The organism is Pseudoalteromonas sp. DY56-GL22, assembly GCF_041414715.1.
GTDB lineage: Bacteria > Pseudomonadota > Gammaproteobacteria > Enterobacterales > Alteromonadaceae > Pseudoalteromonas > Pseudoalteromonas simplex.
Genome location: NZ_JANHZR010000004.1, coordinates 220,710 through 237,105 on the forward strand (window position 1 = coordinate 220,710; position 16,396 = coordinate 237,105).

General features: G+C 38.1%; 6 protein-coding genes. All 6 read right to left on the reverse strand.

Annotated elements, in window-relative coordinates; all coding sequences use genetic code 11:
• Nucleotides 1–37: 37 nt before the first annotated feature.
• The 6 genes from NO991_RS11265 to NO991_RS11290 are packed head-to-tail and all read right to left on the reverse strand — an operon-like array spanning nucleotide 38 to nucleotide 16,391.
• The gene (locus NO991_RS11265; RefSeq protein ID WP_300357204.1) at nucleotides 38–4,129 is read right to left on the reverse strand and encodes a poly-gamma-glutamate synthase PgsB; all 4,092 of its coding nucleotides are present in this window, start codon (nucleotides 4,127–4,129) and stop codon (nucleotides 38–40) included.
• On the reverse strand, nucleotides 4,119–8,396 hold the full coding sequence (locus NO991_RS11270; RefSeq protein ID WP_300357207.1) for a hypothetical protein: 4,278 nt from the start codon (nucleotides 8,394–8,396) through the stop codon (nucleotides 4,119–4,121). The genes NO991_RS11265 and NO991_RS11270 overlap by 11 nt, the downstream gene beginning before the upstream one ends.
• Complete coding sequence (locus tag NO991_RS11275) at nucleotides 8,381–9,127, reverse strand: hypothetical protein (RefSeq protein WP_300357210.1); 747 nt, start codon at nucleotides 9,125–9,127, stop codon at nucleotides 8,381–8,383. The genes NO991_RS11270 and NO991_RS11275 overlap by 16 nt, the downstream gene beginning before the upstream one ends.
• Nucleotides 9,117–11,381 carry a hypothetical protein gene (locus NO991_RS11280; protein WP_300357213.1) on the reverse strand — a complete coding sequence of 755 codons (2,265 nt, stop codon included), beginning with the start codon at nucleotides 11,379–11,381 and terminating at the stop codon, nucleotides 9,117–9,119. Before NO991_RS11280 ends, NO991_RS11275 begins: the two co-directional genes overlap by 11 nt.
• Nucleotides 11,368–14,481, reverse strand: a complete 3,114-nt coding sequence (locus tag NO991_RS11285; protein WP_300357216.1) for a poly-gamma-glutamate biosynthesis protein PgsC/CapC — start codon at nucleotides 14,479–14,481, stop codon at nucleotides 11,368–11,370. Before NO991_RS11285 ends, NO991_RS11280 begins: the two co-directional genes overlap by 14 nt.
• Nucleotides 14,481–16,391 (reverse strand): hypothetical protein, encoded by a 1,911-nt coding sequence (locus tag NO991_RS11290; RefSeq protein ID WP_138601489.1) that lies wholly within the window; start codon nucleotides 16,389–16,391, stop codon nucleotides 14,481–14,483. The genes NO991_RS11285 and NO991_RS11290 overlap by 1 nt, the downstream gene beginning before the upstream one ends.
• Between the last annotated feature and the right edge of the window lie 5 nt (nucleotides 16,392–16,396).

Sequence of the window (16,396 nt, forward strand, 5' to 3'; positions counted from 1 at the left end):
TTTTGGATTACCTTACGTTTTTATGCTAGGTTAAAAGTTAATTGGGTTTAGATTTGTTAGCAAACCAACCTGATTTTTGATTGCGGCTTAATTTGCCTAATATTTTTATCGCCTTTTCTAAGGTAATTCGCTGATCAGCTATATCTTTATAAATTTGATTTGCTCTTTTCTTACGTTTAACAGCTGCTCCTGCATCAAGAAATGACTCAACCACTTGATTTAAATATTGAATAGGCAATGCTTGCTGTTTCTCAATGTTATCTTCAGAACTATATGCCTCAAGTTTTTCAAGTAGATTAGTGATTTCTGCTTGGCAGAACTCATTCTGCGCCAAGTGCATTTTTTTCAATGTGCTCAAATGTTGTTTCAATGTGGCCACTTCTAACCTATTAAAGGAAACAATCATGTTGAGGTTTGTTAGTGCTGTTCTGAACTCCTTAGCTGTACATTGTTGGTCAAATAGATGTTCAAGAGTATGGTTTATTCGCTGCCACTGCTGCCAAGCGTAAACATAGTTCAAGCCAGCGCCTTTAATGTTTTGCATACCAACAATAACTTGATGGTTATTTACTAAACCTAATTGGGCAATTGACCGCGTTAGTTCATCAGCAGATAAACTACTGTTTTCATGTAACACAACGTTAGATTTTATTGTATTTACAATAACCTCTTTTAGCTTTTCGCTATTGTTAACGATATCTTGCTTAAGCAACTCTAATGTTTGACGTTGTTGATAAACAAATAGATTTTGTAAAATAGCCGATGCTTCGGCCTCATTTGAGTTACCGGTAGCATCTTTCAAAAGAGCGTTAATATTAGATTTCTTAAGCGAGTCGCCGTTTAATTTTATGAGCTTATTAGCAAGAGTTAGATCGTATGCGTCGCTCAAACGAGCAATTAATTGTTCTTCAGTTAAAAAGTTGAACTGAGATAAAAGTTTATTAAATTCTTCTAGATCATTATTTGCAATAATTTTATCTAATCGCTCAATGAGTGCGTTAATAAAGTAGCTATAAAACCCATCAACGTTTGTACCAATTACAACTATTTTATCGAAACGCAAATCGTGACTTAAAATATCTGCAAACACTTTTGAGCGAGCCACACGGTCATTTCGGTTATTGATTAAAGCAATAACCTGTTTTTTGGGGTTGTCATTTAAATCATAGATCCCTAACCGTTGCCAATTCTCTAACGTTGCTAAACGTTCATTTGCTGACATGCTATTAATAAATGATTGTTCTACTTTACCCACTTTAGCTTTTTCAAAATGTTGTAAAACACCAATATCAGGAATGATTCTGGCCGATGTTTCTTTGTAAACATAGTCTTTACTTAAGCCAATATGCTGTGCCATTTTACAAACTAGCGCAATATTAGCTGGATGTTCTTGGTATGGGTATAAAGAACGTATATCGTCTGTAATTTGCAAGCCATCGGCCCAATGCACCTGGATCAAACTTGAGTTCTTCTGCTTGGCATTGACGTCTAAAATAGGTGCCATATTTTGCTCGCTAGTAAATACTAAGCTATTCTTGCCAATAAAGTGACTGGTTTCGTTTGCAACATCGATACCTGTTGGACCGAGTATATCTTCATGGTCTGGGTAGGCATTTGTTATGGTTGAGAAATTGTCTTTCATCCAGTTGCGAAGAATACGCACATAACGTGGTGTGAGCCCCATACATTCCCACAAAAATACGTCTGCTTTTACATTCTTAGCAAAGTGCAAAACATCTCCTTGCTCCCAAATACTGGCTTTATCGAATGGACGAAATAAGGGGATTTCAAACTGCTCACCACTTGCCCTTGCATAAATCATCGTAGCTTCACAGCCCGTTGTTTTACTTACTACTTTTAGACTTAAGCTGCTAAAAAGGGCCGCTTTAAGGCGTTCTGTTCCGGATTTCCCACGTGTTCCCCAGCCGCCAATTGATACAGGAATAAGTGCTCTGTCAGATTGAATCTGACGGCTGATTTTTATATGTCTCGCCCAAAAGTAAGCGATAAAGCTAATGACAAAAAATATTAGCTGACCAATGCTGTTTTGGTAAATTGAATACGCATACTCTTTAAAGCTTGACCCAATGTTAAAAATAAAGGGTGTAATTGCGAGCTTTTTATAAAGGTTAGCAATACCTGATTCGACAGGAAACGCTACATCAAACAACACTCCATATGGTTGGAAATCTAGCGTAAAGCCCTTACTGCGAATGTTTTCTAGGTAGTGTTGTTGTTCTACTTCAGTACCATTTCGTAACTCATTCAATTTTTCGTAGTTCAATGAAATCCAACAGTATGCATATAAACGCTTAAATAAACTTGTTGGTGGTGAAATTATCAAAATGCCATCAGGGGTATAGGATTTAGCAGGCGCTTTTAAATTATCTTGAGACAAGGTACTTAATAAGAAATCAAGTAATGGCAAGTGTGGTCGTGAGCTAAATTGATGCTCATCAAAACGAGGCTCACCGGGTACTTCTGTCTGGCTTATCTCTGCAACAGTACAACTTGGTACATGCATAAATGCACTAGGCTTTCTGGCCTGTAAATGGTTATAGCTTTGTCTTTTTCCGGTACTAGGGTTCTTAAATTCATGCCATAAGCGCCAGATTCTAAAGCCACGCTTATAACCCAATTGCACCTGCCATGACTTTTTCTTTAGGTTAACATTGAACGCTTCATAATGCTGAGCTTGTTTACTTAGTAGTCGACCAAGCAAATCTTCATCTACTTCTTTACAGTCAATGGATGTGTCTGAACTTAAGCTCACCTCTAATTGTGCAACTTGTTGCTGATGCATAAAACTGACTAACTGCTCTCGAACACGGCTAATAATACGTTTTACTGCAAGGTTAGTTTTTTCTTCAAGTTGTCGGTTTAATACATTTATAAACGCTTTAAAAATATCTTGAGTGTAGTCATGATTATCATTATCAACTTGAAGGTTAAACATGATCCTCGGAGTGAGTTCAAGTAATAGACGTTGTTCTGCAAAGTTATCAGTTTCCTCAAGGAGTTGTTGCCATAACTTAAAGCCTAATTGCTGTTCACTAAAGCGCGGGTCTGATAACTGTTTAATTAATGTTAGTCTTACAGCTGGGCTGTTTTCAAGTTGCATTCGCTCATTGAGTAAATCGGTTACACATGACCAAGGCAAAACGGAACATTGCTCTATAACACTTTGACGAACACGAGGGTAAGCATGTTTAGCAAGTAAAAAAATCAGTTTACGGTTTGCCTCATTTAAGGAAAACTGTTTGCTGATGATTTTGGCAAATGAAGTAATTAAAAATAACTGCTGGCGATCTACTTTGCCGTTTTTATCAACGTCCAGATCAATATGAGAGCGCATAAAGTAGCGAGTAAAAGTGGGTCTAAGATTAATTAGTATTTCTAAAATATCGACTTTTGCTGCGTGTGGTGTTGTTGGCTTCTCTAATGACTGTAGTAAGTTTTCAACTAAATCTGCATTAAACTCAGGATCTTCGACATATTCATTAAGCAAATTTACCTGATTAGCTAACGCTCTAAATAATGAGTTTCGTGTTGCTTCATTGTCTGTTTTTTCTAGTAGGTTTAAAAAGAAGCCTTCTAAATCGAGCCTTAACCATGACTGAGCCATGTCATTTTGGTGATTACGTAAATAACGGTTTGTTAAATCACCGAGCTTTCCTATCAAAAACTTTAATGATTGCTCAAGTTCAGAGGTTTTATCTTGGTAACGATTAATCATTGCCCCTTCATCAAACCAACGCTGAAAAGCATCTTGATCCTTTTGCAGTTGCAACTCACTTGCCCCTAATGTTTTTGCATAATCAAGGATATGAAATTGCCTCTCGGCTTTTAATTCCGCATGACTCAAACGCTCAACAAAGCGACGATGATCGCCATCAAGTTTGGTTAATTGGTTTTGCAGCTTATCAATTTTGTGAGTTAAAAAAGCAATAGCTTGAAGTAACAACCAATCATCTTCGTCATTATCATCTGGCTGGTTCTTTATAAGCTCCCACTCACTTAATTCGTTAACGAGTTGCTTATACTTTTGGCGATAAAGGTCTAACCAAAAATTGGCTATATCGGCAAATAGTAGAGACTCAAGGCGCTCTTTTAAAACTTTACTGCTCATAGTCACTCAGCTCTAACAAATGGTTAAGTTGAAGTGTTGGAAAAATAATTTCATCGTGTGCATAGGGAGCAAAGCCCGTATGCAAGTTATTGCCAGATGAAAACTCAACACTAATATTGTGGTTACTCCAAACCCAATCTTGTTGCCAGCTTACTTTAAGCCAGCCTTGTGAGAAGCCCCCTAAGTCAATCTGCTTTTGCCATGCAAAGCGAGAGATATATTGCCATGTGGCAGTAGCACGATGTTCATCAGCGAGGCGGTAATAACTATCTAGCCCCACCTGGAAAATATGGCCTTCATAATATTGATTCCAACTAGAGTTAAAACGTAAATAATCCAAGCTGCTCCAATCATCATTAGAACCGGAAGAAACACCAAAATTAAGGTAGTTATCGACCCAGGGTTGATATCTATATTGGTAGAGCCCTAACCAACCAGATGAATGATTTTCTCTGTAAAAATTAAAAATACCTGAGTTAAGCTTATCATCAGCGAGGTAGTCAGCTAAATCAGCGCTGCTGTAGCGAACATAAGGAGTTATTTGCCATTGATGGCGATGCACTGAGTCTTGTCGCCATATTTGGCCAATACTAATGCTGGCATCAATCGCGTATTGACTATCAAATTGCTCTCGGCTCATTTGCCAGCGACTATTAATTTGGCTATCAATATACCAAGGCGTTGTTTCATCCTCCCAAGAGTAATATCCATTTAAATTAATAATATCAGTTTGCGTATCACTGAATGAGTAATATCCCTCTAACTGATACCATTGATTATCATCATTTATCCGAATTCTAGCGCCAATATCAGTTTCTTCGCGGGTGGGAATATCTTCAGCGCTTTGAAAAATTTGCTGTTGATCATAACGAGCAAAAACTTGCCAGTTGAGTTCATCTGCGTGTAGTTCTGTTTGCTCCTTAACGATTTCTACTTTTTCAGGCGCTTGATAGGTGATCAACTCTGGCAGGGCAGCTTTAGTCTGCGAGTAAGCAGAAATTTTATTGTTATGTTCGCTTAACTGCCAACTGTATAGGCGGACATATTCCAACTTTTCAGCTTTAACTTCGATTTTTCCTGCAGGATGAAAAAAGCGACGTTCTGTTCGTCTTTGTTCGTCGATTTCTTCCAACTTGATTAGCCTGTCGGCCGATAAAGTTGCTATTAGCGGTGTGTCCGGTATTACCGTGTAGAATAATAACTTGGTTGGTAGCTCTAAGTGCTGCCATTTTCCGGCTAGATATTGTTCTGCTTCTATTGTTAAGTATTGTGATAGGTAAGGGTTGAGCCATCTAATACTGATTATGTTGTTATCGAGCTCTTGCTTAGTAAAAGTAAATGGCACACTTTGTTGTTGTGAAACTGACCAGGTTTTCAGTTCATTAGCTAGGCGAAGTGAAACATTTGCGACATTGTCTCGTGCTAACTCTGCAGTAGAGAAGTGAAATTTAAAACGGATTTGTTGTCCAGCAGTTTGAGCTAGATCAATATGCAAAGTATGGAATGGTCGTAACTGTAACCCTTGCTCTGACGCAGACTGGGTGTTAAGCAAGGTAAAACGATCAGCAAAGCTACTTTGTGCAGGAGCTTGCATTTTAAATAGTCGAGTTCCAGCATAATCTAGCATGCTTTCAATAGGTTGCCACTGACCAAAACTTTCAATTCTATTCTGAATGAAGGTCGATCTAGCTGTTGCTGGTAAGGTCTCTAGACGTTGCAGTAGCTGAGTGTATTGATTGTCGTTTAAACGCCTTTTGCTTAATTGGTATAAGCCATTAATTAATAAGTCATACTGTGATGCGGTAGGTGAATAAACTAATGACATAAAGTCTATTGCAGTCAGGTTATTGGCAGCATCAGACTGGTAGTCAAATTGAGAAACTAAATCATTAGGGAGCAGGCTTACATCAAGATATGTCAGATGATCAGCGCTCAAAGTCAGAGTTTCTCCGACTTGCAAGTTTATAATTAAGGTTGCCGATATAGATGCTAGTTGCTGATTATCTATAAACTGAATATTTGCTGGAATATCACTAAAAATTGGCATCAATTTATGCTGATATTGGCTATCGGCTTTTAGCCAAGCCGTTTGATATTCACCATTTTGTTTCGCAGCTACCCGAGCTTTGATCGCTAAATGAATAGGGTGCGTAGCAGTAAATTTCCACGGTTTCTTATCACTTAGCACGGTATTTTGTATTTTGCCTTGTCCATCAATAAGTCCTGCTTGCTCAGCTGTTACTAAGTGGTATAAAGGGTCATTTTGTTTAGTATTTGAAACCAAACTTTGAAAATTTAGTGCTGCGAAACTTGGTTCTGCGATGTTTTGCTGATCAGACTGATGAGCTAGCCACGTCGCTAAACGATTTTTCTGCTGTTTAACAGCAAGCCTGATCAAGATTTTTCTACAATTGGAAATTGACGATAAATTACCAGCGCACAAGGCAAATAGTTTGTAGTCTTGATGCTGCTCTTGGTAAATTTTAATCAACTCTAAACTTGCAAAATGCTGCAATTGAGCCTGTTTTGCACTTTTGTATAAACCTTCTAGATAGCTATTTGCTAAATGGAATTGTTTTTGCTGCCTCAAAATATCAATTCTTGCTTGCCATGCTTTTTCCGCAACTTGATGGTTACTATGCTGGCTTAGCTTTTTCAAAAAGCGAAGGGCATCCAATGGCGCAGATTCTGCTAAATCATTAGCAGTCATTAGCAACTGTTCCCAATCTGTTATGTTTAATTGCTGCTGTGCGGGTGTATAAGGTTCAATTGAAGCTAAATAGTCCGCATGCTGCTTGTGCAAGTAGTTTTTAATAATCAGCTCTGTGGTAGGGCTCTTTGCACTTAACTTGTTCGGCTGATGGTAGAGTACTTCATCCATGGGGATATCAGCTAGAGTTCTTGCGTATAGTGCAAAATCAATATGTTCCGTTGTGTTTTTAAGTGCTTGTATAGAAAGTGATTTTTCTTTTAAAGGCACAGAGAGTGTTAATGTTTGAAAGTGTTCTGTCGCTTTCAGGTTAACTAGCCAGCTTTGCTCACCTGCGGTGAATTTTAATTGTGTGTCATTGTTACTTTTTGCAATTAGGGTAAGCCAAGGCGTAGCTCGTTCTTTTACCGTTAAATCAAACACTTGTGCAGATTGAGACAGAGCTGTTAAAAGTCTAGTCTGATGATTGATACGAGGGTAAAAATGATGATCGACTAAACGCAGCTCAGCAAGCTCAGTGATGGTTTCACTTTTACTTTCTACAGGCAATTGGTTTCGATAGCTGCCAACAAGTTGTGAATCGATGCTCATCATCGAAAGCAAGTTATAGTATCGCTTTACGTTAAGCGGGTCATTTTCAGAAAAAACAGTGTTACTTAACGGCCCCAACGAGTGCTCTTGGTAAATTGATTTTAAATGATCATTGGCAGTATTTAGCCAATATGGCATTAGTTGCTTTTCTTGTTCTTTTGCGGCTGCACCATCATCATAAATTGCGCGGTGGCTTTGCTCTATTTTAACCAGTGAATTTGTTGCGCTTTTAATGGTTAGGTATTGGCCTGCGTCGATAGCCAAATAATCTGAGTTAACTAAACCAACATTCTTATCTGAATATTCAACAGCGAGACTATTAATCGTATTCACTTTTGCTGTTAAAACGTTATCAACATAGGCGTACACAACACCGTTTCGATCAGGAAGTTGCATATTCTGCCTAACAGATAGCTTTAATTTTTTTGCTGCAGGAAAAAACAGCGTAACTTCTTCATCTTTATGCAGTTGATAATAACGCTCATTGCCTTGCTGTGTGGTCAATAAAACAGATGGTTTTGCTAGTTTGAGTGCACGTCGAAAACTATCTCTTTTTGCTTGATAGTGACCGACAAGAGCCCTAAAGCTAGCGCTTTCGTCAAGGTGATTCTGAATGGCAATTATACGATTATGGCCTGTTGCCGGAAGCTGGCATCGTTTCGAATTACAAAGTAGATCCCGATGAACTTGTAAACGCTGCTGAATGTATTGTGTGTTTCCGGCGCTGATAATAAATTGATTTAATAAATCGGGATTTATCTCAAGCCAATGGCCTTCTGGTAGCCATAAATACTGATGCTGCTTGGCATCAAATTGCAACTCTTGAGTAGACGTTAAAGGGGCCAGTTTTGGCGTTGTTTGTAACCAAATAGGGGGCTCAAGAACCGCATGCTCAGGCTTAGCAGCATACACCATGTTGATGCTGAATAATGTAAAAGTGACTAAGGCTATTATGATATAAGGCATTGGCTAAACTGCTTTAAAAGTTGGCTATTAGTTATTAAACGCTCACGCATTTGACGGCTTAACTCGATATGAAAAAACTGGCTATTAACAGGCGCCATGTCGGTAAGTATATTTTTTGTCCCTCCAAGCTCAAAAACATCACGACCAAATAGCATAACATTAGAGCCTACTTGATTATTTAAACATTCAGATATTTTTACAGTTGCTTTTGACGGTTTTTTAGAGCCATTGCTAACAATGATATCTGCATTACGCCCTTGTAAAGTTTTTCGCTTTTCCTTTGCAAACCCATGTACCTGATAAATAGAAAAAGACTCTACAGTCTTAGCATAGGCAAGAATAAATGCATTCGCACTACTAACTTTGTATTTGCCAAAATCGAGTTTATTATTACTTTGATCAAGGGTATTTCTATGTTTTGAATTTGTGAGTAACACCTGACATTCAGCAAACACTGCCTTGGCTATTTTTAGCGTGTGTTTATCAAAATAGCGATGAGGTGCATAAGCAATACAGTTATTACCAGTCTTCTTATAATGAATCTCGCCACCGGAGGTAATTGTTTTTTTTGCTTTAAAAACACCATCCTTGTAATTGAAGTGTGTTAGTTCAGTGTTCGGTTTTAATAGCCAAGCATGAAAATCTTCTGTTAAATCATGCAAGCTAGTTTCCTCGGCACTGCATGCCGCCATAAAAGTGCAAAAAACCAGTAACATAGCATTAATTTTCATTATTCCACCACCTTACTTTTTGCTCTTGAGCAGGGTATTCATCGAGAATAGATAGCCAGATTGTTTCTGATGACTCGATTGTTATTGAGTGTAAAGTATCTATATCACTTGATACTAAGTGCGTGACACTTGGATAGCTATTCAGTCGGCTATTCTTTGGGTGAATCAAAAAAGCATTAATTAGTTCAGATGGATAAAGCTGATATTTTTGCTTTTTAATACTGTATTCGCTTGTGAGTCCTGACTTGTATTTTGCTCTTTGTTTGACACTAAGTTCAACGGGAGCCTTATTATTTGATTTAGCAACTTTGAAAACAAGACTAATAGGGCGCTGATACTTATCAAATCTGAGTGTTAGAGGAGTCTTTTTATTTAGTTGGTACAGGCGTTGTTTAACCCAAGGCCGATTACCATACCAATTTTGATACATTGAGCGAGAACTGTCTTGGATTTGCTGTAGTTGTGAAACAGATAAATCCGCCATATTAGTTTCTTTAGCACTATTACCCTTTAAACGATAAATTAGGCTGTTATCTTCAGAGTTAATATACGGCGTATAATTATTCTTATTATAAATACCGTAGTTAAAAACCTGAGCGGGTTGTTTAGGTAAATAGTACTTATTGGGGCTTAGTGTCAGTGCTACATTTGAAATTGGTAGCTGATCAAATAGTTCCCTAGATTGATAGTATGTGACTTGTGGATCTAACTCTGCTGGTGGCGTGAAAGTCCGAATATTCGAAAAGTGCCCCATCAATGTAAGTTCATAATGATTATTGGCGCGCTGTTCATACCACGCAGCGATATCATGAAAGTTTGTAGGTGATTCTGTCACCAAGCCGTGAGTTAAGGTTCTTTGGTAGTTAAAATCAGCAAAGCGGGATTTCAGACGAACATAGACATCTTTATCTGCCTTGACTTCGACTCGCCTTGCATTCTTTGGCGAGCGCAAATAGTAAGTTACTAACATACCAACATCTTGACGTTGCGTGTTTTCGGCAATCAAACGATCAAACTCTGAAGCTTGTCCTTTCAATGTCACAGAATAGCTCTCGATTTGCTCGTTACTTTCATCAAACAAGGTGACATTTAGTTGGCTTGTCTCAAGAGCTCGAACTTCAATATTTAAATGGCTTTGCGATTCAATATCAAAACTGACAGAGGATTGGCTGTTAGCCAAGTAACTGCCTGAGTAACTAGTTAAGATTGCATTACCAGATAATGTTCGCCATTGCGTTAATAAATTATCTTCGCTGCAGATTGTGACTAAGCCCGGATTAAGTGGTTCAGTTTGATAACTATTAGCTTCGTCTATTGCACTAAAGTTTACAGGTAAAGGAGGGGAAAACTGTAGTTTGTCATACCAAATTAACGAAGGAAGCAGCCCTTGTTTGTCTGTTTTGAATATCAGGCTATCGGTTTCCTCTAAGCGAATACTCGCGCAAAGACCCGGTTTCGTGAAATAAGAGCCTAGATCATGTTGCTGTTCACTAAAGTCATATGTGACTACATTGTAGGGTAAACTTTCATACAATATGTCTGATTTAAAATCTATGTCAGGAATTCCCTGTGGTGCAATTTTTTGCCACCAGAATGCCATCGCATTTCTAATCTCTCCATCAGTTAAAGTATTTTCTCCCATAGTAAGGTAATCAGTTGCTCGTCTGCGTCTTTCTAAAGGACGCTTAAGCCAGCTGTTAAGCGGATCAATACTTTGCTCAGGAGTTTTAGCGTGGACCCTTACAACTACACCCTGTAGGTTAGTTTGTTCAGGGATAAGCGTTAGATCGAGACTCGCAGCATTAGGGTAATCTTTAATAGGTAAATAAAAAGATTGACCAGATGCGACGTTCAATGATTGTTTGTTTTCAATTATTTGTTTTACTTGTTGCTCTTGCGAGTTTGTAACCAATTTAGATGCATGATGGTAAACCTTGTCTAAAATGACATCTCCTTCTTGATCATATAGCACGTATTTAATTGCATAATTAACCGGTTGATCAAGTACAACTGACTGATCAAACACGGCATTTGATAAAATGCGTAGTGAGTGAGTACGTTGATTTGAAAACGTAAACTGTAGTGGCTTTTGACTACTAAGCCACTGTACATTTGAACGTGTTTCTTGACTAGTACGCGCATCAATGGGTTCAGCGGAATCGATCCATACCATTATGTTTCGTGAGAAATAAAAAAGTGCCACTAAAGCAATTGTGATTGCTAAAATAGCAAGTAGGCGTTTAATTAAGTACATATGCGCCTCCAGCCATAATGCTATTAAATAAGCTCAGATCAATAATCTGGTTATTGGTTGGATTGTAGATTGCCACAATATCGTTATTGTACTTAATCATAAGCGCGTACTTGTCTGCATTTTCCAGCTTAATGGTGTGTAAAGAGCAGTCTTTAATTTGCTCGCAGAAACCGCTTAATGATGTTAAACGCTGATGAGCTATATAGTTTTTAACGAGAGTTTGAATTCGTTGCTTTTCTTTAGTCGAGATTGCTTGCCAGTTTAGTGGCGACAAGGTAGCCAGATTTATAGTTTTTACCTTTGTATTGGTAGATATTGCCAATAATCGTTGCAATACGCTGTTTTGGTCGATTGAAAATTGTTCTTTAAAGTCTGATGCCAGCCATAATGTTGCCAGCTCACTATTGCTATTAAATTGTTGGTATCCTGATTGAGGTGAGCTGCCTATTTCAAGACCTCGCGTTGATTTTTGTCCTGATACTACTTGATATTCAACCCCTAAGTTATTCAGTTTTCCGTCGATTTGTTTCATTAGTGGCGAGGCCACATCGCTGATGCGCGTAGCTGAGAATGCAATTGCATTTGGGCGTACCCATGACGGCGCGCTATGGCTGCGGATTTGAATGTGTAAACTAGGCTGATTAGCTGTAAAGCGCAAATAGCTTTGATGAATAACATTAAATAAAGAGTCAATATTATCAGCCCCAAGTACATTAGCTTTAGGGTGCGCATAAGGGTGAGCCCCCGCAATTAATAAATTGGCAGTGTTTGCCTCGGAGAATAATTCAGCTGCAAAACTCAGCGTATTACTTTCAAATAAAGGCCTTGGTACACTGAGTGTGATAGCTTCATGAGCAGTCAATTTAAAAGCGTAAAGCCCTTGTCCTTGTGAGCGTGCTTCATTATTTTTAAGTGGGCTTAACAATAGATATCGACCACTGCTATTGTTGATTAGTTGCAATTGATAGTTAAGTAGTTCGGTTGTGCCATTGATTTGCTTTAACTGATTAAGCTTGTCTTCTGTCAGTGGGGCATTACCTATCTGTGTAATTAATTTATAGAGTGGCTTTAAAACTTCATACTCCCACAGCGCTATTTGGCTTTCTGATAGAGGTTGATACTCAAAACTACCTTTTTTACTAATTTGATAAGCAAACTCGTCAACAATAGTATTTATTTCTTCATTGATAACGCTAATTTGGGGGGTATTGTACTTATAGTTATCGCGATAAATGTTAGCCAAAATATTAGTATAGTTAGCACTATCTAAAAATAGTTCAAGCATAGAGCCCGAGTAATTCGCTGTTGGCAAACTGCTTTGTGTTGCTGCACCAAAATAAGTTGCCTCACTGCCTACAAATTGGTGAATGTCTCTTTGGCTAATTGAAGTTGGTAGTTGGTTATATATCCAATATTGGCTGTCGAATTTATTAGAAGGCTTTTCAACTAGTGCTGCCGTGAAGCGATTAGCTTCTCGAATTTGTAAGATTTCGTCACTTTGTAGTGCGTCTATGAAAGCTTGATAATAAAAGCTTTGTTGATCTTCCGTTGCAATCGTCTTTTGTGGCGTTTTAGCAGTGCCAAATAACATTGCTTTATTATTCATATGTTGAAAAATCAAGCTTGCAGAGTCACTCGCTAGACTTTCTGTAATTGGATAGGGAATAGTTATCAACAAAGGAGACTTTGGCGTTTTATTAAAAATAAATAGCCCTCTTTGCTGACTTTCGTAGGTATCTACCAAGTAAACATATTGCTCATCACTTTCAAGCGAAAAACCCAGCTCGCTAAATAAATAACCAAACTTTGCTATGGATTGCTTGTTCTCAAGTGCTTGATTTAACTGGTAAACAGCATACTTGAAATCATTAATTGCTTGATTAGCTTTATAACTACTGACTGTTACTTTATCTGTCCGAGTTGTGTATAAGTAGCTCTTATATTGGCTTACTTGTTGATTTAAGGTGATGACATGTGGATTGTCGATATCTGAATGTACATCCTGATTAGACAGCAAAGAGGGCACTAACATCACTAAGAAACCTACAGTTATAGCGAAAATGCCGCCAATTACCGAAGTTTGAAATGTTGCTCTGATTACTAATCCAAGCGCATTCTTTTGATATATTTTTAGTGCCAGTAGAGTTGCAAGCATGTAGCCAAATGCAAATGTGTCTGTCACTTTTAGCGTAGGAAAATACCAAACAACGACATAATTCAGTATTAACTTATAGACAAAGCCTATAGTGAAGAAGAACATTAATAGTCTGGCACCCTCAATGTTCGCATGTCTTAGCCGAGTAAAATGCACCAATGAGCTACCAATTATTAAAATAACGGCCGTTTCTATAAAAGAAGTTAAAAGCTTTGAAGGCTGTGTTAATTGCAGTGCAAGTAATGCCGGTAGCATTATTCCATTGAACTCCCAGCCGTACTTTATATTTGCTCTGGAAGCAATAAATGCAGTGATGACTAGTATGATATATGCTTTTGGTGCCGCGATGATTGAAGCGGCAACGGCTTCGTACATAATACCCAAATTAGCAATACTAAAATTAGTAAAAGGCATTAAGACAAAACGAACTAGCAAGAAAGTGATAAGTAATTGAATGAAAGTTACTTTAAGCCCGTACTTAAACCCTCCGTTCCACATCACGTTCGCTGTTAGTGCGATAATAATAAGGCCTAAAGAATAAAGCTGAGATGCATAATCAAAAGTAATATCCCATTGGCTTAACTGAGCGGCAATTAAAGGCCAAAACAATGTGTCCATGCAGACACGCACAAGAATACTAAGCAAGATTATGGCGAAAAAGCGATCCCGCCCAAACATTTCTCCATAGCCAAACTTTTCCATCATATAATGAGCACTAAAGCGCATTAATGCATAAACAACGATTGCCTCGATAATAATAACCGCAGCTGAGGTTGGGCTAATAATCAGTAAAGGGACTAGGTAGCCTGGTACAACAAGCCCCGTCAGAGGGAAACCAAAACGCAAATTTAACAAGCAGACGACCGCAGTACCTACCCATACGGTAGTAATAACAGACTGGCCTAAGCCTGTGCCTGCAGGAAAAAGCGCGAGTACAAAGTCCATTAACTTTGGTCCTCTTTAGTGGCTTCTTGCTCGTCTATGACAGCATGGTTATCAATAAATTCAAATAAGATACCTGATACTTGAAATGGTTCGCCTGAGGCAGTTTGCGAACTGTCGGTGTTCAGTGCTTTAATACTTAGCGTATAGTTTCGGTTATTAAGTTTGGCAGGTAAACTTATCTCAGCTTTGTTTAACGTCACATAACGAAGTTTGCCCTTGGCAACCTCAGTATCCAGTTTGCAACAGCGGCATAATAGATCTAATGCAGTCATCTCAAAGACAGCAATTTGATGTTGTTTTGCAAATTGCTCTAATGCGGCATTCGTCTGAATAACTTGGCCAAATAAGTTAAACAAAATATTAGCAGAACGAGTGTGGCTGAATACCATTTCTAAAGTTGTCATTTTTTGCTCCATTTCATCAATAGAGCGCTTAACTCGCTGGCTCGTAGGCTCATGCAGTCTCAAGTTAAGTAGTTGGTTAATTAGAGTTTTATTTTTTCTCTCAGTGGCTTTAAAAATATGGTAATGGAATAGCAATTCAGCGACTTGAGCAGCAAATCTATTAACATTCTTTTCAAAGGCTTGTTGATTGAACTGCGTATTTGGGATCACTGAAAGTGCCCAGAAACCGCGTACATCACCGGCATAAACAAGCGGTACCATAAATTCAATTTCATTCGCACTAACATGTTTAAAAAAAGGTCGAGTTATTTGCACTATCCCCAATGACTTTAACGCATTACTGTAGGGCGTTCGTTGATAATCTCTGCGCATTTCTTGTATGTCATCTAAATTACAATTCATTGCACGAATTTCTACAACTCGGTGATCATCTTCTTTGCGAGCAAGGAAAATTGATTTCTCTAAGTCTAATTGTTGACTAATTAACTGAATAATAGGGTCCCAAGGCGAAGCTTGATCTATAAAGCTTTGTGGTATGAAGCGTCCCATCATCTTTTGTTGGATATTATTTACCACAACATTAAGCTCTGCATCCTCTGTTACTTTGCGGACAACTAGGATCCAGAGAAGGGTGATAAAGGTAAGTATAATGTACTGGCCTATTGGGATATAAATCTGCATTGATTCAACGAAAAAATAACCAATTGTGCACCAGACAAAAATACTCATGAAGGCAATGAAAAATGAGTAAAAGAGTGATAGTTTCTGAAAACTAAAAAGCAGAACCACCACTAAAATTAATTCAATAACAATAGAGTAGGTTGGTTTTAGCAGTGTTACTACAGTGTTCTTATCAATACTGTCAGCCATGTAAGCCGTGAGTAATAGTGGGTCATGTAAGCCGTTAAGTTTTGGCGCGTGTATTTGCACGTTAAATGAGGAAGCTTTTTGACCCACAATGATGACTTTATTTTCTAATTGTTCACTCATAACATCAAAGTTAAGCACTCTTTGAGCACTAAATTTTGGTAAAGCGGCCACGGCGAGCTTAAAGTCAATCAAGGCTATTTGATTATTTTCATAATCAAATATTTCTTGCCAAATACTTATGCAATTCAAACCCTCTTGAGAAGGAATTTGAATCTGATAGGTTGCCCAAGCAATTACATGAGGGACACAATAGCTTTTGTTTGAGTATGGATAGAATACATTGTCTATCGGTAAGGGCTGCAAAGGTTCATCGGCTAAGACAATAATCGCTTTTGGTTTATAATCATGAAGTTTACTTACCAGCTGCTGGTGATTATTGCTCAAATTATCACTGTTGACTAATACGATATTAGTTTGCTGTGTTTGACCTAATGGCTCAAGTGCTTGGTATAAAAAAGCATTACTTGCCTGAAATAGGTTCAGTAAATTGCTGAACATTACAATCGCAAATAAGCTAACTGTTAACCAAAACGCACGTTGGTGCCTCAATCGTAACAATTGTTGAAATACAGCCACTGCTC